Origin of the sequence: Micrococcus sp. GbtcB5 (genome assembly GCF_019091605.1) — a bacterium.
Classification (GTDB): domain Bacteria; phylum Actinomycetota; class Actinomycetes; order Actinomycetales; family Micrococcaceae; genus Micrococcus; species Micrococcus luteus.
Genome location: NZ_JAGXJK010000001.1, coordinates 136421 through 162086, shown reverse-complemented (window position 1 = coordinate 162086; position 25666 = coordinate 136421). Strand labels below are relative to the sequence as shown.

The 25666-nt window shown below is 74.8% G+C and carries 18 protein-coding genes and 2 tRNA genes; 8 read left to right on the top strand and 12 right to left on the bottom strand.

Annotated elements, in window-relative coordinates; genetic code table 11:
- Positions 1-47: 47 nt before the first annotated feature.
- From serA to ilvD, 7 genes are all read right to left on the bottom strand, one after another.
- Positions 48-1643 carry a phosphoglycerate dehydrogenase gene (gene serA, locus KVS67_RS00745; RefSeq protein WP_078026035.1) on the bottom strand — a complete coding sequence of 532 codons (1596 nt, stop codon included), beginning with the start codon at positions 1641-1643 and terminating at the stop codon, positions 48-50.
- Between the two features lie 149 nt (positions 1644-1792).
- Positions 1793-2824: a ketol-acid reductoisomerase gene (gene ilvC / locus KVS67_RS00740; RefSeq protein ID WP_078026034.1), complete on the bottom strand. Its 1032-nt coding sequence runs from the start codon at positions 2822-2824 to the stop codon at positions 1793-1795.
- Positions 2825-2860: 36 nt separating this feature from the next.
- Positions 2861-3370, bottom strand: a complete 510-nt coding sequence (gene ilvN, locus KVS67_RS00735) for an acetolactate synthase small subunit (protein ID WP_002854209.1) — start codon at positions 3368-3370, stop codon at positions 2861-2863.
- Positions 3371-3382: 12 nt separating this feature from the next.
- Positions 3383-5284, bottom strand: a complete 1902-nt coding sequence (locus tag KVS67_RS00730) for an acetolactate synthase large subunit (RefSeq protein WP_041103197.1) — start codon at positions 5282-5284, stop codon at positions 3383-3385.
- Positions 5285-5574: 290 nt separating this feature from the next.
- Complete coding sequence (locus KVS67_RS00725; RefSeq protein WP_041103258.1) at positions 5575-6729, bottom strand: N-acetylglucosamine-6-phosphate deacetylase; 1155 nt, start codon at positions 6727-6729, stop codon at positions 5575-5577.
- Between the two features lie 110 nt (positions 6730-6839).
- A complete protein-coding gene (gene nagB / locus KVS67_RS00720) occupies positions 6840-7625 on the bottom strand; it encodes a glucosamine-6-phosphate deaminase (protein ID WP_036312968.1) in 786 nt (261 codons plus the stop codon).
- Between the two features lie 103 nt (positions 7626-7728).
- On the bottom strand, positions 7729-9456 hold the full coding sequence (ilvD, locus tag KVS67_RS00715; RefSeq protein WP_041103199.1) for a dihydroxy-acid dehydratase: 1728 nt from the start codon (positions 9454-9456) through the stop codon (positions 7729-7731).
- 104 nt (positions 9457-9560) lie between these two features.
- Between ilvD and KVS67_RS00710 the strand changes: the two genes are divergently transcribed.
- The 7 genes from KVS67_RS00710 (at position 9561) to KVS67_RS00680 (ending at position 17514) form a co-directional block, all read left to right on the top strand.
- On the top strand, positions 9561-10109 hold the full coding sequence (locus tag KVS67_RS00710) for a hypothetical protein (RefSeq protein WP_041103201.1): 549 nt from the start codon (positions 9561-9563) through the stop codon (positions 10107-10109).
- Positions 10110-10176: 67 nt separating this feature from the next.
- Positions 10177-10252 (top strand) — tRNA-Lys (locus KVS67_RS00705).
- An 83-nt stretch (positions 10253-10335) separates the two neighbouring features.
- The gene (gene bcp / locus KVS67_RS00700; protein WP_010078986.1) at positions 10336-10824 is read left to right on the top strand and encodes a thioredoxin-dependent thiol peroxidase; all 489 of its coding nucleotides are present in this window, start codon (positions 10336-10338) and stop codon (positions 10822-10824) included.
- Positions 10825-10889: 65 nt separating this feature from the next.
- A tRNA-Leu gene (locus KVS67_RS00695) sits at positions 10890-10970 on the top strand.
- A 48-nt stretch (positions 10971-11018) separates the two neighbouring features.
- A complete protein-coding gene (locus KVS67_RS00690) occupies positions 11019-12683 on the top strand; it encodes an ABC transporter substrate-binding protein (protein ID WP_041103203.1) in 1665 nt (554 codons plus the stop codon).
- 105 nt (positions 12684-12788) lie between these two features.
- Positions 12789-14273 carry a malate:quinone oxidoreductase gene (locus KVS67_RS00685; protein ID WP_036312979.1) on the top strand — a complete coding sequence of 495 codons (1485 nt, stop codon included), beginning with the start codon at positions 12789-12791 and terminating at the stop codon, positions 14271-14273.
- Positions 14274-14280: 7 nt separating this feature from the next.
- Positions 14281-17514 carry an efflux RND transporter permease subunit gene (locus KVS67_RS00680; protein ID WP_041103205.1) on the top strand — a complete coding sequence of 1078 codons (3234 nt, stop codon included), beginning with the start codon at positions 14281-14283 and terminating at the stop codon, positions 17512-17514.
- A gap of 46 nt (positions 17515-17560) precedes the next feature.
- Here the strand turns inward: KVS67_RS00680 and KVS67_RS00675 are convergent, their stop codons facing one another.
- Positions 17561-20605: an AAA family ATPase gene (locus tag KVS67_RS00675; protein ID WP_217564677.1), complete on the bottom strand. Its 3045-nt coding sequence runs from the start codon at positions 20603-20605 to the stop codon at positions 17561-17563.
- On the bottom strand, positions 20602-21825 hold the full coding sequence (locus KVS67_RS00670; RefSeq protein ID WP_036312989.1) for an exonuclease SbcCD subunit D: 1224 nt from the start codon (positions 21823-21825) through the stop codon (positions 20602-20604). The genes KVS67_RS00675 and KVS67_RS00670 overlap by 4 nt, the downstream gene beginning before the upstream one ends.
- Before the next feature lie 66 nt (positions 21826-21891).
- Here KVS67_RS00670 and KVS67_RS00665 point away from each other — a divergent pair, with 66 nt between their 5' ends.
- Entirely contained in the window at positions 21892-23046 is a 1155-nt protein-coding gene (locus KVS67_RS00665) for an ADP-ribosylglycohydrolase family protein (RefSeq protein ID WP_041103209.1), read from the top strand.
- A 5-nt stretch (positions 23047-23051) separates the two neighbouring features.
- Here the strand turns inward: KVS67_RS00665 and KVS67_RS00660 are convergent, their stop codons facing one another.
- From KVS67_RS00660 to rph, 3 genes are read right to left on the bottom strand one after another with little or no spacing between them, the layout of a single operon-like run.
- Positions 23052-24197 (bottom strand): exonuclease domain-containing protein, encoded by a 1146-nt coding sequence (locus KVS67_RS00660; protein WP_036312995.1) that lies wholly within the window; start codon positions 24195-24197, stop codon positions 23052-23054.
- On the bottom strand, positions 24194-24883 hold the full coding sequence (locus tag KVS67_RS00655; protein ID WP_036312997.1) for a non-canonical purine NTP pyrophosphatase: 690 nt from the start codon (positions 24881-24883) through the stop codon (positions 24194-24196). The genes KVS67_RS00660 and KVS67_RS00655 overlap by 4 nt, the downstream gene beginning before the upstream one ends.
- Positions 24880-25644 (bottom strand): ribonuclease PH, encoded by a 765-nt coding sequence (gene rph / locus KVS67_RS00650; protein WP_036313000.1) that lies wholly within the window; start codon positions 25642-25644, stop codon positions 24880-24882. Before rph ends, KVS67_RS00655 begins: the two co-directional genes overlap by 4 nt.
- Between the last annotated feature and the right edge of the window lie 22 nt (positions 25645-25666).

The window sequence follows — 25666 nt, the reverse complement described above, 5'->3', positions numbered from 1 at the left end:
AGGGCGACGCGCGCACGGCCCCGCGGTGCCCGCCGGGCGTGGACGGGTCAGACGGAGAGGTCCACCTCGGCCGCACGGGCGGCGCCGATGGCCGCGGCCAGCGTGGCCGCGGTGTCCCCGGAGAGGGCCCCGTCCAGGGTCAGCACGGCCAGGGCGGCGCCCTCGTCGTCGCGCGAGACGTCCATGCCGGCGATGTTCACGCCCTGCACCCCGAGGGCCTGGCCCAGGACGCCGATCACGCCCGGGCGGTCCTGGTAGGCGAACACGAGCAGGTGGTCGGCCAGCGGCACCTCGAGCTCGTGCCGGTCCACGCCGACGAGCTTCTGCACCTGGCGCGGGCCGGTGAGTGTGCCGGTGACGGCGGTCTGGGCGCCCTGCGCGGTCGCGGCGCGCACCGTGACGGTGTTGCGGTAGGACTCGGACACCGCGGTGGTGGTGAGGCGGCACTCGACGCCGCGCTGCTCGGCCAGCACGGGGGCGTTCACGTAGGAGACCTGGTCCGAGACGATGTCCGTGAACACGCCCTTCAGGGCGGCCAGGCGCATCGCGGAGACGTCGTGCTCGGAGATCTCACCGGCGATCTCCACCTCGACGGCCGTGATGGACTGCTCGCCCACCAGCGCGGTGAGCACGCGGCCCAGCTTCTCGGCCAGCGGCAGGCCGGGGCGCACGTCCTCGTGGATCGCGCCGCCGGCCACGTTCACGGCGTCCGGCACGAGCTCGCCGGAGAGGGCCAGGCGCACGGAGCCGGCGACGGCGACGCCCGCCTTCTCCTGGGCCTCGGCGGTCGAGGCGCCCAGGTGGGGGGTGACGACGGCGGAGTCGTGGGCGAAGAACGCCAGGTCCGTGGCCGGCTCGGAGCTGAAGACGTCGATGCCGGCACCCCCGATGGTCCCGGCCTCGAGCGCGCGGGCGAGGGCGTCCTCGTCCACGAGGCCGCCGCGGGCCACGTTCACGATGATCGCGGTGTCCTTCATGCGGGCGAACTGCTCATCGCCGATCATGCCGACCGTCTCGGGGGTCTTGGGCATGTGGATCGTGACCACGTCGGCGCGCTCGAGCAGCTCGTCCAGCTCGACGAGGCTCGCGCCGAGCTGCTGCGCGCGGGCGGTGGTCACGTAGGGGTCGTAGGCGAGGATCTCCATGCCGAACGCCTTCATGCGCTCGGCCACGAGCGCGCCGATGCGGCCCAGGCCGATCACGCCCAGCCGCTTGCCGTACAGCTCGACGCCCGTGTACTTCGAACGCTTCCACTCCCCCGCCTTAAGCGAGCCGTGGGCGGCCGCGATGTTGCGGGCGGCGGCCAGGATGTGGCCGCAGGTGAGCTCGGCGGCGGAGATGATGTTCGACGTCGGCGCGTTGACGACCATGACGCCGGCCTCGGTGGCGGCGGGCACGTCCACGTTGTCCAGTCCGACGCCGGCGCGCGCGATGACCTTCAGCTGCGGCGCGGCGGCGATCGCCTCGGCGTCCATCTGGGTGGCCGAGCGGATCAGCACCGCGTCGACGTCGCGCAGGTCCTCGAGGAGGCGGGCGCGGTCGGCGCCGTCCGTGCGGCGGATCTCGAAGTCGGGGCCGAGGGCCTCGACGGTGGCGGGCGAGAGTTCCTCGGCGATCAGGACGACGGGCTGGGCTGCGCTCACGGGTGCTCCTGGAGGTGTGGTGCGGTGGGATGGAAGGCGGGCCGGCCCGCGCTCCGGTCCGAGCCTAGACGCGTGACCGGACCGTGGCCGGAATGCGACGCCGGCCCCGAAGCGCGATGCCCGGGGCCGGCGTCGGGGGCTCAGGCGGCTCAGCGGGCCGCAGTGCCCTCGGTGTAGTCGTCGTCCGCGTCCTTGAGCCAGGAGAACATCTGGCGCAGCTCGCGGCCGGTCTTCTCGATCGGGTGGGCCTCGCCCCGGGCGCGCAGCTCCTTGAACTCGGGCGCACCGGCCTTCTGGTCGTCCATGAAGCGCTGCGCGAAGGCGCCGGACTGGATGTCGGCGAGGACCGCCTTCATGTTCTCCTTCACGTCGGGGGTGATGACGCGGGGGCCGGAGACGTAGTCGCCGTACTCCGCGGTGTCGGAGATGGACCAGCGCTGCTTGGCGATGCCGCCCTCGACCATGAGGTCGACGATGAGCTTCAGCTCGTGCAGCACCTCGAAGTAGGCGATCTCGGGCTGGTAGCCGGCCTCGGTGAGGGTCTCGAAGCCGTACTGCACGAGCTGGGAGGCGCCGCCGCAGAGCACGGCCTGCTCGCCGAACAGGTCGGTCTCGGTCTCCTCGGTGAAGGTCGTCTCGATGACACCGGCGCGGGTGCCGCCCACGGCCTTGGCGTAGGACAGGGCGAGGGCGTGGGCCTGGCCGGAGGCGTCCTTCTCGACGGCGATCAGCGCGGGCACGCCGCGGCCGGCCTCGAACTCGCGGCGCACCACGTGGCCCGGGCCCTTGGGGGCGACCAGGGCGACGTCGACGCCCTCGGGGGCCTGGATGTAGCCGAAGCGCACGTTGAAGCCGTGCGCGAAGAAGAGGGCGTCGCCCTTCTGCAGGTTGCCGGCGATGTGCTGGTCGTACACGTCGGCCTGGACCTGGTCCGGGGTGAGGATCATGATCAGGTCGGCCTCGGCGGCGGCGGTGGCGACGTCGACGACGCGCAGGCCCTCGGCCTCGGCTTTGGCGCGGGACTTGGAGCCCTCGGCGAGGCCGATGCGCACGTCCACGCCGGAGTCGCGCAGCGACAGGGCGTGGGCGTGGCCCTGGGAGCCGTAGCCGATGACGGCCACGGTGCGGCCCTGGATGATCGACAGGTCGGCGTCGTCGTCGTAGAACTTCTTCACGGTCATGCTGTTCTCCTCACGGGATGGGTGGATCGGGACGGGTCAGCGGGCCAGGGCGCGGTCGGTCATGGACCGCGGCCCCCGGGCGAGGGCGAGGGTGCCCGAGCGGACGAGCTCACGCACGCCGTAGGGCTCCATCATCTCGAGGAAGGCCTCGAGCTTGTCACGGGTGCCGGTGGCCTCGAGGGTCAGGGACTCCGGGGCCACGTCGACGACGTGGGCGCGGAACAGGTCGGCCGCCTGGACGACCTGACCGCGGGTGGCGGCATCGGCGCGCACCTTCACGAGCAGGTGGTCGCGCTGAACGGAGGAGTCGGGCGTGAGCTCGACGACCTTGATCACGTTGATCAGCTTGTTCAGCTGCTTGGTGACCTGCTCGAGCAGGTCCGTGTCGGCGTCGACGACCACGGTGATCCGGGACAGGCCCTCGACCTCCGTGACGCCCACGGCCAGCGAGTGGATGTTGAACGCGCGCCGGGCGAAGAGGCCGGCCACGCGGGTCAGGGTGCCGGGCACGTCCTCGACGAGCACGGACAGGGTGTGGCGTTCCATCGGTTGCCCTCCTCAGTCTTCCTGGTCCCAGTCGGGCGTCATGCCCCGGGCCACCTGGATCGCGTCGTTGCTGACCCCCGCGGGGACCATCGGCCAGACCATGGCGTCACGGGAGACCACGAAGTCCACGATCACGGGGCGGTCGTCGATGGCGAGGGCCTGCCGGATGGTGTCGTCCAGGTCCTCCCGGCGGTCGCAGCGCAGGCCCGCGGCGCCGTAGGCGTCGGCGAGCTTGACGAAGTCCGGCACCCGGGCGGTGTCATGGCCCGTGTTGAGGTCCGTGTTCGAGTAGCGCCCGTCGTAGAAGAGGGTCTGCCACTGGCGCACCATGCCCAGCGAGGAGTTGTTGATCACCGCGATCTTGATGGGGATGCGGTTGATCACGCACGTGGCGAGCTCCTGGTTGGTCATCTGGAAGCAGCCGTCGCCGTCGATGGCCCAGACCACGCGGTCGGGTTCGCCCACCTGCGCCCCCATCGCGGCGGGGACGGCGAAGCCCATCGTTCCGAGGCCGGCCGAGTTGAGCCACTGGCGCGGACGCTCGTAGGCGACGAACTGGCTGGCCCACATCTGGTGCTGGCCGACGCCGGCCACGTAGGTGGCCTCGGGACCGGACAGGGCCGACAGACGCGAGATCACCTCCTGGGGCGCGAGGAGGCCGTCCTCGGTCTCGGTCCAGCCCATCGGGTAGGTGTCCTGCAGGCGCCGCAGCACCGCCCACCAGTCGGCGAGGTCGGGCAGCGCCTCGGGGTCCGTCGCGAGCTCGGCCACCAGGTCCGGGATGATCTCCTTGACGTGGCCGACGATCGGCACGTCCGCGGTGCGGTTCTTGGAGATCTCGGCCGGGTCGATGTCCGCGTGGATCACGCGGGCGCCGGGGGCGAACGAGGGCAGGTGACCGGTCACGCGGTCGTCGAAGCGGGCGCCGAGCGTGATCAGCAGGTCGGCCTGCTGGAGCGCGGCCACGGCGGGGACGCCGCCGTGCATGCCCGGCATGCCCAGGTGCTGGGGGTGCGAGTCGGGGAAGACGCCGCGGGCGGTGAGGGTGGTGACCACCGGGGCGCCCGTGAGCTCGGCGAGGGCGCGCAGCTCCTCGTGGGCCTCGCCGCGGGCCACGCCGCCGCCCGCATACAGCACGGGGCGCCGGGCCTCGCGGATCAGCCGGGCGGCCTCGCGGATCTGCCGGGGGTGGCCGCGCAGGACGGGGCGGTAGCCGGGCAGGTCGATCCGGGGCGGCCACGCGAACTCGAACTCGCCCTGCTGGGCGTCCTTGGTGACGTCCACGAGCACGGGCCCGGGCCGGCCCGTGGCGGCGATGTGGAACGCCTCGGCGAGGGCCTGGGGGATGTCCTCGGGCCGGGTCACGAGCCGGGAGTGCTTGGTGATGGGCATCGTGATGCCCACGATGTCCGCCTCCTGGAAGGCATCCGTGCCGATCGCGGCGGAGGAGACCTGGCCGGTGATGAACACGACCGCCTGGGAGTCCATGTGGGCGTCCGCGATGGCGGTCACCAGGTTGGTGGCGCCGGGACCGGAGGTGGCGATGGCCACGCCGACCTTGCCGGTGGCCAGGTGGTAGCCCTGCGCCGCGTGACCGGCGCCCTGTTCGTGGCGCACCAGGATGTGGCGGATCCGATCGGAGTCCATGAGCGGGTCGTAGGTCGGCAGGATGGCACCGCCGGGCAGCCCGAACACGTCCGTGACCCCCAGCTCCTCCAGGGAGCGGATGATGCCCTCGGAGCCGGTCATCCGGGTCGGCTCGACGCGGGAGCCCTCGCCGGGCACCCGCGGCTCGACGATCTCGGGCCGGGGGGCCGGACGGCGCTCCTGGACCCGGGCGGTCTCCGTCGGGCGGGAGGCCGGCGTCGGGACCTGCGGGACCGCCGCGCGGGCGTCGCGGGGTGTCGTGCTCATGGGGTCACCTCACTGCGTTCGTCGCTGCGTGTCCGTCGCGGGGGCGTCGGACGGTCGTCGTTTGGATCCGTCGGGCGTCGGGGACCGTGGCCGCGTCGATGACGGATCGGGCCGGCGTGGCGGAGTCTGAGGTGGGGACACGGGCCGCCGGGTCCTTCGGGGTGGTCTCAGTATCGACAGCCGTGCGCCCCGTCCGCCATCGACCACCCGCCTGTCTCACAATGTGAGATAAAGCGTCACATCGTGAGACGACCGGGCGGTCGGGGTCGAATCCCGGGCCTGCGCCCACCCTAGTCAGCCGCCGCGGTGGCGGCCGCCTTCACCCACGTTCCGTGACGGAGCACCCCGCGCACCTCGAGCTCCGGGCCGAGGACGACGGCGTCCGCTCGGCTCCCGACTCGGAGCCGGCCGACGTCGGGAAGCCCCAGGGCGTCCGCGGGCGCGGCCGTCGCCGCCCGCAGCGCGGCGTCGAGGTCGACCCCGGCGGCGACGGCGGAGCGCACCGAGCCGGCGACCGTGGCCGTGGACCCGCCGATGGCCCCGGCTGCGCCATCCGCGCCGACCACCCGCGCGACGCCGTCGTGGACCCGGACCCGCAGCGGCCCGAGGGGGAACTCGCCGTCGCCGCAGCCGGCGGCGGCCATCGCGTCCGAGACGAGGATCCACCGCTCCCCGGCCTCCCGGGCGACCCGCCGCACCGTGGCCGGATGCAGGTGGACGCCGTCCACGATGGTCTCGATCCCCACGCGGGGGTCCTCCAGCAGGGCGACGGCGGGCCCGGGCTCGCGGTGGTGGGCGGGCCGGCACGCGTTGTGCAGGTGGGTGGCCATCCGCGCACCCGCCTCGATCGCCGCGCGCGTGACCTCGTAGGACGCGTCGGTGTGGCCGATCGCGACGAGGACGCCCGCCTCCGCCAGCCGGCCCACCGCGTCGAGGGCGCCCGGCAGCTCGGGGGCCAGCGTCACCATCGCGAGGCTGCCCGCGCCGGCCTCGACGAGGCGCGCGACGTCCTCGGGCTCCGGAGCCCGCAGGGACGCGGCCCGGTGCGCGCCGCGGTGCAGGGGCGAGAGCCAAGGGCCCTCGAGGTGCACGCCGGCCAGGACGCCCTCCGCGCGCAGGGGCGCCAGGGCCGTCAGCTGCGCGACGAGCGCGTCGACCTCGTCCGTGACGAGGGAGGCCACCACCGTGGTCGTGCCGGCGCGGGCGTGCGCCGCGGCCGCCGCGCGGGCCGCGTCCGGACCGGACTCGACGGCGTGCCCGCCGCCGCCGTGGCAGTGCACGTCCACGCAGCCGGGCGCGAGCAGGGCGTCGCCGAGCTCGTGGACGGGGCCGTGGGTGCGCGGCGGGTCCCCGGCCCCGACCGCCGTGACCCGGCCCTCCGCCAGGGCGATCCAGCCGGGGCCGCCGAGGCGCTCGCCGTCGTGGACGCGGTCCGCTCGCAGCACCGACGGCGGCACGTCGGCCGGCGGGGTCGCCGGCTCGACGCGCGGCGGGGCGGGGTGCGGGTCGGGCACGGCGGCCTCCTGGGGTGGGTGGATCGGCGGACGGGTGACGCTCAGAGGCCCTGCCAGCGCGGCTTGGCCTCCCACATGTGGCGGTAGTCCCCCGCGAGCTCGAGCCGCCCGGCGGCGGCGTCGTCCACGAGGACGGTCACGTGCGGGTGCAGCTGCAGGGCGGTGACCGGCCAGCGGGCGCTCACGGGGCCCTCCACGAGCTGCCGCACCGCCTCGGCCTTGCCCTCGCCCCGGGCCAGCAGGACCAGGTGTCGGGCGTCGAGGATCGTGCCCACGCCCTGGGTGAGGCAGTGGGTCGGGACCTGGTCGAGGTCGCCGTCGAAGAAGCGGGCGTTGTCCCGCCGGGTCTGCTCGGCGAGCACCTTGATGCGCGTGCGGGAGGCGAGGGAGGAGCCGGGCTCGTTGAACGCGATGTGCCCGTCCGTGCCCACGCCGAGCAGCTGCACGTCCACGCCGCCGGCCTCGCGCAGCGCCTCCTCGTAGGCGGCGCAGGCGCCCGGGACGTCCGCCGCCCCGCCGTCCGGACCGTGCACGGCCTCCGGGGCGATGTCCGTGCGCGCGACGAACTCCCGCTCGATCACGGTGCGGTAGGACTCGGGGTGTCCCGCGGGCAGGCCGACGTACTCGTCCAACAGGAACGCGCGGCAGGAGCGCAGGGACAGCTCCCCGTCCCGGACCCGGCGGGCGAGCTCGTCGTAGACGGGCAGGGGCGAGGAGCCGGTGGCCAGCCCCAGGACGGCCTCGGGACGGGCCGCCACGTGGGCGGCCACCGCGTCCGCGCCGTGCCGGCCCAGGGCGGCGGCGTCGGGCAGGATGACGACCTCCATCAGCGCGCCTCCCGCCCGGGACGCGGCGCGGGTCCCCCGGCCCGGGCGTCGATCGCGTGCATGCTCATCCTCTGCTCGTCTCGGCGTGCGGGCCGACCGGGCCTCAGCCCAGGTAGGCGCCCTCGGCGGCGGAGTGCACCAGCTTGGCGTACTTACCCAGCACGCCCGTGGTGAACTTCGGCTCCACCGGCTCCCAGGACTCGCGGCGGGCGGCGAGCTCGGCCTCGTCCACGAGCAGGTCCATGGTGCGTCCGGCGATGTCCACGCGGATGCGGTCGCCGTCCTGCACCAGCCCGATCGGCCCTCCCTCGGCGGCCTCGGGGGCGATGTGGCCGATGCACAGGCCGGTGGTGCCGCCGGAGAAGCGCCCGTCGGTGATCAGCAGGACGTCCTTGCCCAGACCCGCCCCCTTGATCGCGCCGGTGATCGCGAGCATCTCGCGCATGCCCGGGCCGCCCTTCGGCCCCTCATAGCGGATGACCACCACGTCGCCGGCGGCGATGGTCCCGTCCTCGAGGGCGTCCATGGCGGCGCGCTCCCGGTCGAAGACGCGCGCGGTGCCCTCGAAGACGTCCGCATCGAAGCCGGCGGACTTCACGACAGCGCCCTCCGGGGCCAGCGAGCCGTGGAGGATCGCGATGCCGCCGTTGGGGTGCATCGCGTCGTCCATGGTCCGGATGACCTTGCCGTCCACCGGGTCCGGATCGAGCGCGGCCAGGTTCTCGGCGAGGGTCTTGCCGGTGACGGTGAGGGTGTCCCCATGCAGCAGGCCCTCGTCCAGCAGGGCCTTCATGACCACCGGGACGCCGCCGATGCGGTCCACGTCCGTCATGACGTACTGACCGAACGGCTTGAGGTCGGCGATGTGCGGGGTGCGGTCGGCGATGCGGTTGAAGTCGGACAGCTGCAGGTCCACGCCCGCCTCCCGGGCGATGGCGAGCAGGTGCAGCACGGCGTTGGTGGAGCCGCCGAACGCCATGGTCACGGCGATCGCGTTCTCGAACGCGGGCTTGGTCATGATGTCCCGGGCCGTGATGCCCTGGCGGAGCATGTTCACCACGGCCTCGCCGGAGCGGCGCGCGAAGGCGTCGCGGCGGCGGTCCGCGGAGGGGGCGGCGGCGGAACCGGGCAGGGACATGCCGAGGGCCTCACCGATGGAGGCCATGGTGTTGGCGGTGTACATGCCGCCGCAGGCGCCCTCACCCGGGGCGATGGACTTCTCGATGCGGAGCAGGTCCTCCTCGGACATGAGACCGCGGGCGCAGGCGCCGACCGCCTCGAAGGCGTCGATGATGGTCACCTGCCTCTCGGTGCCGTCGGTCAGGCGGGCCACGCCCGGCATGATCGAGCCTGCGTAGACGAACACGGACGCCAGGTCCAGGCGGGCGGCGGCCATGAGCATGCCCGGCAGCGACTTGTCGCAGCCGGCGAGCAGGACGGAGCCGTCCAGGCGCTCGGCCATCATCACGGTCTCCACCGAGTCCGCGATCACCTCGCGGGAGACGAGGGAGAAGTGCATGCCCTCGTGGCCCATGGAGATGCCGTCCGAGACGGAGACCGTGCCGAACTCCAGCGGATATCCGCCGGCGGCGTGGACGCCGTCCTTCGAGGCCTGGGCGAGGCGGTCCAGGGAGAGGTTGCAGGGGGTGATCTCGTTCCAGGACGAGGCGATGCCGATCTGCGGCTTGCCGAAGTCCTCGTCCCCCATGCCGACCGCGCGGAGCATGCCGCGGGCGGCGGTGCGCTCCATGCCGTCGGTGACGTCGCGCGAGCGCGGCTTCATGTCGGGGGCGGCGGACGGGGTGCTGGGAGTCGACGCGGCGGAGTCCATGCCGCGGAGTCTAGTGAGCACGGCACCACCGGGCCGGAGCGACGTCCCCGTGTGACGGGTGCGGCGGCATGACACGTGCGGACGGGTCCGCGTACGTTGGGGCCATGGACACGCCCACCCTGCACAGACGGCTGCGCCGCGTCTTCGATGCGCGCGTGTTCAACCATGGCGACTACAACGTCGTCTACGGCCAGCCCTCGGGCTCCTCCTCCCCCCTCGTCATCGGCTACCGCCACCAGCCACTCGAGATGCTGCTGTGCCCGTTCGACCCCACCTCCACCCCGGACGACCACGACCGAAGCGCGCCGGGCGTGGCCGAGGACGACCCGCACGGCCCGGTGACCGAGGTCTCCCCGGACCGCGCCGACGTCGTCGAGGTGGGCCTGGCCAACGTGGCCACCGTGGCGGACACGGGCAGCGGCTATCAGGTGGAGACCGTCACGGGCTTCCGCACGTGGTTCGACGTCCCGGAGCACACGCGCGTCCCGGTGGGTGACCTCACGGAGGACGGCACCGCGGAGCTCGACCAGTCCGAGGACGCCACCGACTTCCACGCCTTCATGACCGCGTTCATGGATGAGCTGGACCGCCTCTACGCGGCCCCGGAGCCGGACACGACGGACGTCACGCCCCCCGATTTGCACGGCGTCTGAGACCCCTGGTAGGGTTTCACCTCGTTGCACGGCGCACCGGAGAGATCCGAGAGGCGGTGCGGCACCTGCACCTCTAGCTCAACCGGTAGAGCATCTGACTCTTAATCAGCAGGTTCCGGGTTCGAGTCCCGGGGGGTGCACCACACGAAGCGAAGGCCCCGTCTCCACGGAGACGGGGCCTTCGTCGTCCCCGCTCCCCGGCAGGCCCCACCGTAGGCTTGGGCCCATGACCGACACGACCCAGCACCGCCTCCAGCCCGGCGACACGGCACCTGCGTTCACCCTCCAGGACCAGGAGGGCCGGCCCGTCTCGCTGCGCGACAGCGCGGGCAAGCACACGATCGTCTACTTCTACCCGGCCGCGTCCACGCCCGGCTGCACCACGCAGGCCTGCGACTTCCGGGACAGCCTCGCCTCCCTCACCGCGGCCGGCTACGTCGTCCTGGGGATCTCCCCCGACCCGATCGGCAAGATCATCCGATTCGCCGAGCAGGAGGGCCTGACGTTCCCCCTGCTCTCGGATGAGGACCACGCGGTGGCCGAGGCCTACGGCGCCTGGGGCGAGAAGAAGAACTACGGGCGGACCTTCGAGGGTCTGATCCGCTCCACGATCGTCGTCGGCCCGGACGGGAAGGTCACCCACGCGCAGTACAACGTGAAGGCGACCGGCCACGTGGCCCGACTGCGCCGCACCCTCGGCCTCGACGAGGCCTGATCCGCGCCCGCCGCACCCGGGCACCGCACGGTAGGATCGGGCCTCGCCCCGTGCGCGGGGTGTGCGCGGGCGTGGCGGAACTGGTAGACGCGCTGGATTTAGGTTCCAGTGTCCTGGACGTGGGGGTTCGAGTCCCCCCGCCCGCACTCCCCGGACCCGCCCGACCCCGACGTCACCCGCCACAGGAGGCCGCCATGCAGCCCACTCGCCGCGCCTTCCTCGGCGGGGGCCTGGGCCTGCTCGGCCTGGGCGTGGCCGGCTGCGCGACGTCGCCCGCGGCGCCGTCCTCCGCCGCCCCGACCTCCTCGGGCCCGAGCCGGCTGCTCGTGGTCGGTGCCCCGGCGCGGGCGCTGACGCGGGATCCGGCCCGCGCGCTGGACGTCGAGTCCTTCCGTCTGATCCGCCAGGTCTTCGAGACGCTGCTCGGTGTGGACCCGGACACCGGCGCCCCCACGCCCCGCCTCGCCGAGCGGCACGAGGAGTCCGACGGCGGCCGCCTCCACACGTTCCACCTGGTCTCCGGGGTGGTGTTCGACGACGGCGAGCCGTGCGACGCCGCCGCCGTGGTCGCGAACATCGAGCGGTGGGCCGCCGCCCCCGCGCCCGTGGACGGGACCGTCGCCCCGCCCTCCTCGTTCGTCTCGGCCTTCGGCGGATACGCCGGGGACGCGGACTCCGCCTTCGCCGGCGTCGAGGCCCGCGGAGAGCTCGAGGTGCGGCTGCGCCTGCACTCCCCCCGCCGTCACCTCGCGGCCGCGCTGGCCTCGCCGGCCTTCGCGATCTCCTCGCCGGCCTCGTGGGACCGCACGGTCGACGTGGACGGCTCCGAGGTCACCACCCCCGCCGGCACCGGCCCCTACCGCTGGGCCGACGCCGCGGAGACCGCCGAGCTCACGCGCGCCCACCCGGGCGCCTCGGGCGCGACGATCCTGGTCCCCAGCGCCCGCCACCGCGGCTCCGATCCGGCGGCGTACCCGGTGGCCGTGCAGGCGTGGGGTCGGGCCTCCGTGCGCCTGCGGGAGCTGCGGCGCGGCACGGCGGATGTGATCGACGTCGTCGCCCCCGGCCAGCTGCGCCCCCTCGTCGAGGCCGGCACCCAGGTGCTGCCCCGGGATCCCCTGGGCGTGCTCTACGTGGGCATGAACCTGGACCACCCGCGCGTGCGCTCGCAGTACCTGCGCCAGGCGATCGCGTACGCGGTGGACCGCCCGCGCATCGCCGGCAGCGACGTCTTCCTCGAGGGCACCCGCCTGGCCCACGACCTCGTCCCCCCGTCCCTCGGCGTCGGCGACGAGGAGGCGCGGCGCTACGACGTCAACCCGGGCCGGGCCCGCGAGTTCCTCCGCCTGGCGGGATACGACGGGGAGCCGTTGGAGTTCCTCTACCCGGCCGGCACGGCCCGCCCCTCCCTGCCCGAGCCGGAGCGGGTCTACGCGATGGTCGCCCGCGACCTCGGCGCGGTGGGGATGCACATCGTGCCCGTGCCCGTGCCGGAGGACCAGGACTACCTGCACGCCGTCGTCTCCCGACCCACCCGAGCCCTGCACCTGATGGGCCGCACCGGCGACTACCGCGACCCGCACGCGTTCCTCGAGCCCTTCGCGCGCTCGGGCCGCGCCGAGACCGGCTACCGCAACCCGCGCGTCGTCGAGGACGTGGACGCGGCGGCGGCCGAGACCGACGACGACACACGCCGCGCCCTGTTCCGCCGCGTCGTCCGGGCCATGGCCCTCGACCTGCCGGCGCTGCCGCTGGTCTATCCGATCTCGGCCCTGGCCACCGGCCCGCGCGTGGCCTCCTACCCGACGTCGCCGCAGCTGGACGAGCCCTTCTCGCGCGTCAGGCTGACCGAAGGCTGAACGCACCGGTAGTACAGTGGGAGATCACGGCGCCCGGCCCGACCGCCACTGCTCGGCCTGGTCTCACTGCGCCCACCCGCCGTCGTTCTGCTTCAGGAGTTGACCGTGCCCACCACCTCGTCCACCGCCACCCACGACGTCGTCCTGATCGGCGGCGGCATCATGAGCGCCACCCTGGGCGTGCTGCTGCAGAAGCTCGAGCCCACCTGGTCCATCGCCCTGTACGAGAGCCTCGATCAGGCCGGCCTGGAGTCCTCCGACCCGTGGAACAACGCGGGCACCGGCCACGCCGCCCTGTGCGAGCTGAACTACTCGCCCATGGACAAGAACGGACGGGTGGACGTCACCAAGGCGCTGGGCATCAACGAGCAGTTCTGGACCACCCGCCAGTTCTGGTCCTCCCTGGTGGCGGACGGCACGCTCAAGGACCCCAAGTCCTTCATCAACCCGCTGCCGCACATGTCCTTCGTGTGGGGTGACGACCACGCGGACTACCTCCGCACCCGCTATGAGGCCATGTCCGCCCAGCCGCTGTTCGCCGGCATGGAGCACAGCGAGGACCCGGAGCAGATCCGTGCCTGGGCCCCGCTGCTGATCGAGGGCCGTGAGCCGGGCCAGCGCCTGGCGGCGTCCCGCAACACCGGCGGCACCGACGTCGACTTCGGCTCCCTCACCCGCCAGCTCATCACGGCCATGGCCGGCGCCGGCGCCGAGGTGCGCTTCGGTCACAAGGTCACCGGCCTCACCCGCGGCACGGACGGCCGCTGGGAGGTCAAGGTCAAGAACAAGGCCGCCGGCTCCGAGCTCGTGGACCGCGCCCGCTTCGTCTTCGTCGGTGCCGGCGGCGGCGCCCTGCCCCTGCTGCAGAAGTCCGGCATCCCCGAGGCCAAGGGCTTCGGCGGCTTCCCGGTCTCCGGCCAGTTCCTGCGCTGCACGGACGAGTCCGTGGTCAACCAGCACATGGCCAAGGTGTACGGCCAGGCCGCCGTCGGCGCCCCGCCGATGTCCGTGCCCCACCTGGACACCCGCTTCGTCAACGGCAAGCGCTCCCTGCTGTTCGGCCCCTACGCCGGGTTCTCCACGAACTTCCTCAAGACCGGCTCCTACCTGGACCTGCCGCTGTCCGTGCGCCCGCACAACCTCAGCACGATGCTGGACGTGGCCAAGGACAACATGGACCTGACCAAGTACCTCGTGACCGAGGTGCTGAAGTCCCGGGACAAGAAGATCGACGCGCTGCACGAGTTCTACCCGGAGGCCGACGGCGGCGAGTGGGAGCTGATCACCGCGGGCCAGCGCGTGCAGGTGATGAAGCGCAAGGGCCGCTTCGGCGGCGTCCTGCAGTTCGGCACCGAGGTCGTCACGCACGCGGACGGCTCGCTCGGCGGCCTGCTCGGCGCCTCGCCGGGCGCCTCCACCGCGGCCCCCATCATGGTGAAGCTGCTCGAGCGCTGCTTCCCCGCGAAGATGGCCGGCTGGGACGGCACGCTCAAGGAGCTCATCCCGTCCCTGGGCCACACGCTCAACGACGACCCGGCGCTGCTGGACGAGGTCCGCACCGTCACGGACGCCGCACTGAAGCTGGCCTGACGCCCCGATGGGAGCGCTCGCACGGTTCTCACTCGGTCGGCGGGCGCTCGTGGCGCTCGTCACCGTGTTCATCGCGGTGTTCGGCGTCCTCTCCGCCGGGCAGCTCAAGCGGGAGCTGATCCCCCCGCTCGAGCTGCCCGTCATCTCCGTCTCGACGCTCTACCCGGGGGCGTCCCCCGAGGTCGTGGACGCTCAGGTGGGCGAGCCCCTCGAGACGGCCCTGCAGGCCGTGGAGGGGCTCGAATCCTCGCGGTCCACGTCGCAGTCCGGCTTCAACGCGGTCCAGCTGGAGTTCGCCTACGGCACAGACCTGAACCGGGCCCGGTCCCAGGTGGACCGCGTGGTGGCCAACCTGGGGCCGCAGCTGCCGGAGGAGGCGGAGACCTCGTCCTTCGCGGGCTCCGTCTCCGACTTCCCGGTGGTCTTCCTCGCCCTGTCCGGGGACGAGGACCTCAACACCCTGCGCCGCCGCGCCGAGGACGTCCTGGCCCCGCGGCTGCAGAAGATCGACGGCGTCCGCGGCGCCGACGTCCTCGGCGGCACGGACGAGAACGTCTCCGTGGTCCCGGACCCGGCCGCGCTCGCCGCCGCCGGGCTGACCACCTCCGACATCACCGACGCGCTCGAGGAGAACGCCGGCCTCTTCCCCGTCGGCCAGGTCACCGAGGGCGCGACCACCTATCCCGTCCAGGCGGGCGCCGCCGTCGAGGACCTCGAGGGCCTGCGCGGGATCGTCGTCGCTCCCTCCGGCGACGGCGAACCGCGCACCCTGGACGAGGTCGCCGACGTCACCCTCGTGGCCGCGGCCCCCACCTCGCTGACCCGCACCGACGGGGTGCCGACGCTGTCCGTCTCCGTGACCGCGACCCCGGACGCCGACCTCGTGGCGGTCTCTCAGGCCGTGCGCGACGCCCTGCCGGAGCTGGCGTCCCTGGTCGGCGGCGGCGCGGACCTGACCGTGGTGTTCGACCAGGCCCCGTTCATCCAGCAGTCCATCGACACGCTGTTCCAGGAGGGCCTGCTGGGCCTGGCGTTCGCCGTGCTGGTGATCGCCGTGTTCCTGCTCTCGGTGCGCTCCACCCTCGTCACCGCCGTGTCCATTCCGCTGTCCCTGCTGGCCGCCCTCATCGGGGTGGCGGCCTTCGGCTACTCCCTCAACACGCTAACGCTCGGGGCGCTGACGATCTCGATCGGCCGAGTCGTGGACGACGCGATCGTGGTGGTGGAGAACATCCGCCGGCACCTCGGCCTGGGCGCCGACCGGCGCACCGCGATCCTGGACGGCACGCGCGAGGTCGCCACCGCGATCACCGCCTCCACCCTCGTCTCCGTGGCCGTGTTCCTGCCCATCGCCTTCGTGGGCGGCCTGGCCGGCGAGCTGTTCCGGCCCTTCGCCGTGACCGCCACGGTCGCCCTGCTGGCCTCCCTCGTCGTCGCCCTGACGATCGTGCCGGTGCTGTGCTGGTGGTTCCTGCGCTCCCCGCGGCGCGGGGCCGAGACCACGGCCGCGCCCGCCGTCCCCGGCGACCGGCCCGTGGCGGCCGGCGGATGGCTCACCCGGGCCTACCGCCCGGTGCTGCGCTGGACACAGCGGCACACCGTGGTCACCCTCGCCGCCGCCCTGGCGCTGCTGGCCGGCACGGCCGCGCTGGTCCCGCTGATCCCCACGAACCTCCTGGGCGACTCGGGACAGAACTCGTTCGTCGTCACGGCGGAGCAGGAGCCGGGGGCGTCGCTGGAGACGACGGCCGCCGCCGCCGAGCGCATCGAGCGCGTGCTGCTGGACACCGACGGCGTCGAAACCGTCCAGTGGACGGCCGGCACCGCCGCCGGTCCGATGGGGGCCTTCGGCGGCTCCTCGGCGGACCGGGCGCGGTTCACGGTGGTGACCGACCCGGATGCGGACCAGGTGGCCCTTCAGGACGGGGTGCGCGCCGAGCTCACCGGTCTCGACGGCGTGGGCGACGTGTCCGTCTCCACGCAGCAGGGGCCGAGCGGCGGCCAGGACATCGAGGTGTCCGTCTCCGCCCCCGACCCGCAGGCCCTCACCGCGGCCGCCGATCAGGTCGCCCAGGCGCTGCGGCCCGTCGAGGGTGCCCGCGAGGTGACGACGCCGGCCTCGGACCTGCGCCCGACGTTCCAGGTGGACGTGGACACCGTCGCCGCCGCCCGGCTCGGCCTGACCGAGGAGGCGGTGGCCGGCCAGGCCGCCGCCGCCCTGCAGGCCGTGCCCGTGGGCGAGGTCCGCTTCGGGTTCGAGAGCTTCGCGGTGCAGCTGGGTGACCCGGAGCCGGTCGAGTCCCTCGACGCCCTGCGCCAGGTGCCCGTGGAGACGGCCGAGGGGCCCGTGCCGCTGGGGGACCTCGCCGAGGTCTCGCGGATGTCCGTACCTGCCCGGGTGACGTCCTCGAACGGCGAGCGGACCGCCGTCGTCACGGTGACCCCGGACGACGAGGACCTCGGGGCCGTCTCGCGCCGGGTCACGCAGGCCGTGGCGGAGCTGGACCTGCCCGAGGGCGTCACCGCGGCCGTGGGCGGCGCGGCGGAGCAGCAGGCGCAGACGTTCCGGGACCTCGGGCTGGCGCTGCTGGCCGCCGTGGCGACCGTGTACGTCGTGATGGTGGCGACGTTCAACTCGCTGCGCCAGCCGCTCGTGCTGCTCGTGTCGATCCCCTTCGCCGCCACGGGCGTGTTCCTGGCGCTGCTGGCCACCGGCACGCCGCTGGGACTGTCCACGATGATCGGGCTGCTCATGCTGGTGGGCATCGTGGTGACGAACGCGATCGTGCTGATCGACCTGATCAACCAGTACCGCCGCGACCGCGGCATGACCTTGGACGAGGCGATCGAGGTGGGCGCGCTCAACCGCGTGCGCCCGGTGGTGATGACGGCCCTGGCCACCGTCCTGGCCATGACCCCGATGGCCCTGGGCGTCACGGGGCACGCGGGGTTCATCTCCCAGCCCCTCGCGGTGGCCGTGGTGGGCGGCCTGGTGTCCTCCACCCTGCTCACGCTCGTGCTCGTGCCCGTGCTGTACCGGCTCACCGAGGTCCGCGGGGAGCGCCGCCTGCAGGAGGAGCGCCGTGTCGCGGCCGAGTGGGAGGCGCAGCGCGTCGCGGCCGAGCGCGCGGCCGAGCAGGCGCGCCGGGCTGAGGAGCGATGGGCGGCCCCGTCCGAGCTCGACACCGGACGCCTCGGCCGACTCCGGCAGCGCCTCCGCCGGCGGTGGCGCCGGGCCTGACCTCACGCGTGGCGCGGGCCGGGGCGGCGGGGCGCACCCCCGTCGCTCAGGCGCCGTCGTGCACCGCGAGGCTCGAGCCGCGCCGGTCCTTGCGCACCTCGAGGCGCACGCCGATCTCCTGCCTCATCCGTTCGACGTGGGAGACGAGGCCCACGGTCCGGCCACCGGTCCGCAGGGTGTCCACGACGTCCAGGACGTCGTCGAGGGTGTCCGCGTCGAGCGAGCCGAAGCCCTCGTCCACGAAGAGCGTGTCCAGTTCGATGCCGCCGGCTTCGGCCTGCACGGTGTCCGCGAGCCCCAGGGCGAGGGCGAGGGAGGCCATGAAGGTCTCGCCGCCCGAGAGCGTGGCCGGGTGGCGCGTCTCGTCCACGTAGTGGTCCCGGATGACGAGTTCGAGGCCCTTGTTCCCGCGCCCGCCCACGGCGTCGGAGTACTCGATCGAATACCGCTGGTCCGTCATGGCGAGCAGACGCTCGGTGGCCGCGGCGGCGACCTCCTCGAGCCGCCCGGCGAGGACATAGCTCGTCAGGGGCATCTTGAGCAGGTTCTCCCCGCCGCCGCGGACGAGGTCGAGCAGCCCCCGCACCCGCGTGTGCTCGGCGATGAGCCCGGCGGACCGCTCCAGGACCTCGGTCAGGGCGGCCGACTGCCGGCGCACCGTGGCGACGAGCGAATCGAGCCGCCCGACCGCCGTCGCCCGGGACGAGCTCGCGGCCTCGGCCGCGGCGAGCGCCTCGGCGGCGGCGCGGGTCTGCTCCTCGGTCGGCGGCTCGACGCCCGCCTCGGCGAGGGCGCGGCCCCGGCGGACGGGCTCGCTCGCCTCGAGCTCGGCGAGGCGGGCCCGTTCGGCGTCCCACTCCTGCACGGCGGCCGTGCGGTCGGCGGCCTCCGTCTCCTCGAGGCGGGCCGCGCGCGCCGCGTCGACGTCGTCGAAGCGCTGTTCGGCCAGCGTGGCGGTGAGCGCCTGTCCGGTCTCGTCGGCGACCGCCCGGGCGCGCGCGTCCTCGTCCTGCGCCGCAGCGAGGGCGGCCAGGACCCGGCGTGCGGCGGTGACCTGGTCGCGGCGGGCGTCGAGGGTCTCGGCGTCGCCGCGGGCGGCCTCGACGGCGTCCCGCAGCTCGGTCAGCCGGGCGGCGCGGTGGGCGGCGGCCTCGGCGAGCCGGCCGTCCTCGGCCGCGAGCGCGGCGGCGGTCTCGTCGGCCCCGGCGAGCGTCTTCTCGGCGGCGGTCAGCCGGCGGCGGTCCGCGGCGAGGTCCTTCGCCGCCTGGTCCAGCGCGGCCCGTTCGGTCTCGGCGCGCTCGAGCGCCTCCCGCGCGGCCTCGGGTGCGAGCCCGGCGGCGGCCTCGCCCGCCGAGCGGAGGGTCTGCTCGGCGGCGCGCAGGGCGGTCTCGGCGTCGGTCGCGGCCCGGTCGGCCGCGGTCCGGGCCTGCTCGGCGTCCCGCACGTCCGCCTCGGTCACCGCGGTGTCCGCGGTCGCGGCCGGGGCCGGGTGCTCGGGCGAGCCGCACACGGCGCACGGCTCGCCGGGCACGAGCCGCTCCGCCAGTTCGGAGGCGGCCTGCTCGTACCGGGCACGCAGCAGACCGACGTGCCGTTCGGCGGCCTCACGTCGCCGCTCCTGTGCCTCCCGGTGGGCCCGGGCCGCGGTCTCGACCTCGACGGCGCGGGCGGCCGCGGCCTCGGCGGCCGTGCGGCGAGCGGCGGCCTCGGACACGGCGCGGTCCACGGCCTCCCGGGCGCCGAGACGCTCGGTGCCGCGTTCGACGACCGCGCGGTGTGCCGCGACGGCCGCCTCACGCTCGGGGCGGGACTCGACCAGGGCGGCGCGGTCGCGGCCGATCTCGGCCCGACGCTCCGCCGCGGCGGCCGCCTCCTGCTCCAGCTCGCGCATCCGGTCACGGTCCCGGACGGCGCGCGCCACCGCCTCCGCGGCGCGCTCGGCCTCCCCCAGCGCCTGGCGGGAGGCGGGCGCATCGGCGGCCCCGTCCGCCCGGGCGGCGGCGAGCCACGCCGCCGCGGTCGGCTCGTCCTCGACGTGCGCCAGGGCCTCCGTCACCGCCTCCGACGCGGTGCCGGCGGCGTCCGCCGCCGCGGAGGCCCGCTGGGCGGCCGCGAGCACCCGCCCGGCGCGCTCATGGGCGTCGACGGCGCGGCGCCGCGCCGCGGCGGTCTCGGCCTCGGCGTCGTGGTCGCGTCGACGGCTCGCCCACGCCTCGGCCGCGGCCAGGTCCCGCCCGCGGGTCTCCAGCTCACGCGCCGTCACCCGGGCCCGCTGCTCCGCGGCGCGGGCCGTGGCGAGGTCGGCCCGCGCGTCCTCGTGGGCGCGACCTGCGCGCTCGGCGGCGAGGGCGAGCAGCCGGTCGTCCGTGTCCGGTGACGGCTCCGGCGCATGCCAGTCCGGGCCGAGCGCCTCGTGGAGCGCCTCGGCCAGCTGTGCCCGCGCGGTCCGGGCCACGTCCGCGTCCACGGCCACCGCGGTGTCCAGCCGGGCCGTCTCGACGCGCAGGTGCTCCTCGACGCCGTCGAAGCGCTGCGTGCCGAAGAGCCGCCGCAGCAGGACGCGGCGCTCATCCGACTTCGCGGTGAGGAACTGGGCGAACTGTCCCTGGGGCAGCAGGACCACCTGTATGAACTGCTCGGCGTCCAGGTGCAGGACGGCCGCGATCTGCTGGCCGACCTCGTCCGCCCGGGTGAGCGGCGCCGTCCATTCCCCGTCCACGCGTTCCCGCAGGGAGACCGTGGCCTGCGTGGTGACGGTGGCGCCCCCCGCTGCGCTGCGTCGCCGGCGGGGCCGCTCGTGCTTGGGTGAGCGGACCACCTCGAAGCGCCGGCCCTGCACGGTGAACTCGACCTGCACCTCGGGGATCACCGCGCCCGGCTCGCGCAGCGTGGTCACGAGCGACTCGGCCGACCGTCCGCCTGGCACGGTCCCGTAGAGGGCGAAGCACAGCGCGGCCAGCACCGTGGACTTGCCCGCGCCGGTGGGCCCGTCCAGCAGGAACAGGCCGGCCGCGTTGAGCCGGTCGAAGTCGACGTCCTGCGCCTGGGCATAGGGCCCGAGCCCCTCCAGGCGCATCCGATGGATCCTCATGCGCGCACCTCCGCCGCACGGGCGGCCTCGAGGGCGTCCCGCAGCAGGTCCTGCTCCGCCTCGCTGGCCGGCCGCTGCCGGACGTGGTCCACGAAACCGACCGCGAGCGCGTGGTCCGAGGGTGCCTGCCGCAGGACCTGGGCGTAGGTCCGCTCCCGGGCCCGCCTCCCGCCGGCCGGTTCGTGGCGGAAGACGAGCACGGAGGGGAACCGGGTCTTCAGGCGCTCCAGGGCCCGCTCGGGGCGTTCGTCGTCGGTGACGGTGACCTGCACCCAGCACTGCTCCGCCCACGCGAACTCCGGGGACTCCAGCAGGTCCTCGATCGGCCCGGACAGCACCGCCAGGCGCCGTCCGGCGTCCCAGTCCACGGCCTCGACGTCGGTGACGGCCCCGCCCGTGACGTGGACGAGCCAGCCGCCCTTGCGGTGGCCCGCCTCGGCGAAGGAGTACGGCAGCGGTGAGCCGGAGTACCGCACGTGCTCTGCCAGCCGCTGGCGGCCGTGCAGGTGGCCCAGGGCCGCGTAGTCGAGCCCGTCGAACACGGAGACCGGCACCTGCCCCAGCGTGCCCACCAGCATCTCGGGCGGGGCGTCCGGCTCAACGTGCTCGCCCTCGCCGATGTCCCGTTCGGACTCGGAGCCGTGGCCCCCGGCCGCGAACAGGTGGGCCAGCACGACGGCGGCCACCGGCTCCGGCGTCTCGGCGCGGCGGGCGGCCAGATCGGCGTGGACGCGGCGGACCGCCTCCGTCAGCACGGCCGTGTGGTGGGGCTCCACGCCCCAGGCCGGTCCCTGGTGGCGCGGTTCGAGGTAGGGGATGCCGTAGACGGCCACGGTCTGGCCCGCACCGCCGTCGACCCCGGGCTCGGTGAGCAGCACGGGGCGGTCCAGCTCCGCCGCGTCCGCGCGCACGTGCACGCCCGCGGCCGCCAGGAGTCCGCCGCCGAAGCCGAGGCGCACCGCCGAGTCGTGGTTGCCGCTCGTGAGCACCACCTGGGCGCCGGCCGCGTGCAGCCGGGTGAGCGTCCGGTCCAGCAGCCGGACGGCGTCCGCCGGCGGCAGCGCGCGGTCGTACACGTCCCCGGCCAGCAGGACGGCGTCCACGCCGCGCTCCGTCACGGTCGCGACGAGGGCGTCCAGGACCTCCTCCTGGGCCTCGAGCAGTCCGGTGCCGTGGAACGACCGGCCCAGATGCCAGTCCGAGGTGTGCAGCAGGATCATGCGGCCCACTCTAGGGAGGGTGTGGACGGGATAAGCACGACGCGGTGCAGCTCGTACGATGGCGGCATGTCCGCCACCGCGCCCGAGCCCACCGCCTCCTCGTCCACGCCCCTGCCCGGCCCCGAGCACGCCGACCGGGTCCTGGCCCTCCTCGCGGCCGGTGCCGCCGGGGACGCGCTGGGCGGCGTCGTCGAGTTCACCCCCGCGTCGGGGATCGAGGCGGTGCACGGCCCCGCCGGCGTCACCGACGCCGCGGACCTGCTCGCCCAGGAGGGCACCCACGCCCTGCCGATCACGGACGACACCCAGCTGACGCTGTACGTGCTCGACGGCCTGCTCGAGTGGATCGAGTGGCAGAACGACGGCGTCCTGGCCGATCCCGCCGCGTGCGTGTGGCTCGCGTGCCTGCGCTGGTTCGCCACGCAGGACGGCGCGCTGCCCGAGGGCGCTCCCCCGGCCCCGCCCCGCTGGATCGACGCGCACGCGGAGCTGAAGGTGCGCCGCGCGCCGGGCACCGCGTGCCTGAGCGGGCTCGCCGAACCGGGGATGGGCCTGCCGGGCGACCCGCACAACCCGGGCTCGAAGGGCTGCGGGACGGTCATGCGCTCGGCCCCGTACGGGATGGTGCCGGGGCTCGAGGACCCGCACGTCGTGTCCCTCGCCCGCCAGGGGGCCGTCCTCACGCACGGCCACCCCACCGCGTGGGTCGCGGCGGCCGCGTACGCCCTCGTCATCGCGGCCCTGCTGCGCGGCCTGGACCTGGCCGCCGCGGTCGCGCACGCCCGCGCGTGGCTCGACGGCCTGGGCGAGGAGGCCGAGGAGACCCGCGCCGCCGTGACCGCGGCGGTCGACCTGGCCGGCACCGTCGACGCCGACCCCGGCGCCCCCGGTGCCCTCCCCACCGCGCTCGGCGAGGGCTGGGTCGCGGAGGAGGCCCTGGCCATCGCGCTGTATGCCGCGCTCACCGCGCAGGCGGCGCACCCGGCCGATCCGGCGGCGGCGCTCGCCCTGGCGCTGCGGATCGGCGTGAACCACGACGGCGACTCCGACTCCACGGCCTCGCTGGCCGGGCAGGTGCTCGGCGCGGCGCACGGCACCGCCGTGTTCGGCGCGCACGACCCCGCGGACCGCGCCGCGGCCGAGGCCTCCGTCCCGGGGTGGATCGCCGAGCGCGAGGTCGTCCTGGAGGCCGCCCGGCGCTGGAGCGCCGCGACCACCTGAGTGGTTCAGCGCGCGGCGTCCGGCCAGTTCCCGTCGAGCATCTGCAGGAACTCCCCCTCGGAGACCAGGGCGATGGCCTGCCCACGGTCCCGCCGGCGCAGGGCGTCCCGCGTCTTGCGGTGCGCCAGCGCCGTGGTCACGGCCTGCGGTGCCCCGTCCTCGGCGCGCGGGCGGTGCAGGTCCGCGGCCTCGAAGCCGTCCCCCACGACGAGCATCGTGGTGGCCGCGCCCACCCGGTTCGCGGTCTGCGCGCCGTGCGCGGCCGCGCGCGTCTTGGCACTCTGACGCGACATGCCGATGCCGCCCGTGAACACCACGGTCTGGCCGAACAGGGGGTGACCCGGGTCGGCGGTCGGGTTCGGGGGCGGATTGACGCCCTCGTCCGGCCAGCGCATGAAGTCGGGCATGGCGCGTTCGTCCCGCAGCGGGACCCGCGCGTCGAAGACGCCCTCGGTGCGCCGGGCCTGGCGGGTGGCCTTCGACTCGGCGCCCGATCCCGCCGCCCGGGGGGCGAGGACGCTGACGCCCAGCCCCTGGGCCCGCATCAGGCGGTCGACGCCGCGGCCGGCCGGCGCGTCGGTCAGCCCGGGCAGAATCTCCGCGTCGGCCGGCGGCGCCCCCAGCACGCGCCGGCCGATGTCCACGAGGATGGCCGCGCAGGCCTCGGCGTCGGCCAGTGCGTCGTGGTGGCGTCCCGGGGTGAACCCGGCCTCGCGCGCCGCGGAGGGCAGGGCGTACGAGGGCAGGTCGTAGACGCGGCGCGCCAGCACCAGGGTGCACACGAACTCCAGGCCCGGCACGTCCCGGCCGGAGACCTCGAGGCCGGACTCGATGACGCCGACGTCGAAGCCCGCGTTGTGCGCCGCGAGCACGTCCGTCCCCACGAAGTCCGCGAGCTCGTCGTACACCTGCGCGAACCGGGGGGCGTCCAGGACGCGGTCCTCGGTGATGCCGTGGATGCGCACGTTGCGGGGATCGAACCGGTCGAAGCCGACGGGCGGACGGATCAGCCACTCCGCACGGTCCACCATGACCCCGTCCCGCACCCGGACGGCGCCCACGGCACACGGGGAGCCGCGGAAGCCGTTGGCGGTCTCGAAGTCGATCGCGGTGAAGTCCAGCCCCGGCACGGGGGCGCGCCCGCCGCTCACGGGCGCGCGTCGAGCGCGTCCACCAGGTAGGGCAGCAGGGCGCGGAAGGCGTGCCCCCGGTGGCTGATCGCGTTCTTGTCCTCGGGGCTCAGCTGCGCGGTGGACACGTCCCGGCCCTCGGGGCGCAGGATCGGGTCGTAGCCGAAGCCGCCGTCCCCCACGGGCTCGCGCAGCAGGGTGCCGGGCAGGCGGCCGTGCTCGACGTGCTCGACGTGGATGGCCCGGGCGCCCGCGGCGTCCGGGCCGCTGGGGACCGCGAGCGCGGCGGCGCACACGAACTGGGCACCCCGATGCTCGTCCGGCACGTCGGCCAGCTGGGCCAGCAGCAGCTCGAGGTTGGCACGGTCGTCCCCGTGGCGCCCGGCCCAGCGGGCCGAGAAGATCCCGGGGGCGCCGTGCAGCACGTCCACGGCCAGACCGGAGTCGTCCGCGACGGCGATCAGCCCCGTGTGCGCGGCCACGGCGCGGGCCTTCTTCAGCGCGTTCTGGGCGAACGTGACGCCGTCCTCGACGACGTCCGGGGCGCCCACGGCGCCCGCGTCCACCACCGCGGCCTCCACGTCGAGGCCGGGCACGGCGCCGGCGAGCAGCTGCCGCAGCTCGCGCACCTTGCCCGCGTTGTGCGTGGCGAGCACGACGCGGGCGCCCTCCGGCAGGCCTGCCGACGAGGAGGCGGGCGCGCTCACGCCCGGTCCTCCGTGGCGGCGGCCAGGGTCTCGGCCTGGACGCGGGCCAGCTCACCCGTGCCGATCAGGGCCAGGTCCAGCAGGGTGTCCAGCTCGGCGCGGGTGAACGGCGCGCCCTCGGCGGTGCCCTGCACCTCCACGAACTCCCCGGCCCCGGTGACGACCACGTTCATGTCCGTCTCCGCCTTCACGTCCTCCACGTACGGCAGGTCGAGGACGGGCACCCCGTCCACGATGCCCACGGACACCGCGGCGACGGAGTCCTTGAGGACGGCGGCGCCCTTCGCGAGGATCCCCTCGCGCCGCGCCCAGGCCACCGCCTCGGCGAGGGCGACGTAGGCGCCCGTGATGGCGGCGGTGCGGGTGCCGCCGTCGGCATCGAGGACGTCGCAGTCCAGGACGATGGTGTTCTCCCCCAGGGCGGACAGGTCGATGACGGCGCGCAGGGACCGGCCGATCAGGCGGGAGATCTCGTGGGTGCGCCCGCCGATCCGGCCCTTGACGGACTCGCGCTGGCTGCGCTCGTTGGTGGCCCGCGGGAGCATCGCGTACTCGGCGGTGACCCAGCCGGTCCCCTCGCCCTTGAGCCAGCGCGGCACGCCCTCGGTGAAGGAGGCGGTGCACAGCACGCGGGTGTTCCCGAACTCGATCAGGGCCGAGCCCTCCGCCTGCCGGGACCAGCCCCGGGTGATGGTGATGGGGCGCAGCTCGTCGACGGCGCGGCCGTCCGGGCGGGGGGCGGTGGGGGCGGGAGAGCTCATGGCCTCCAGTCTAGGCACGCCC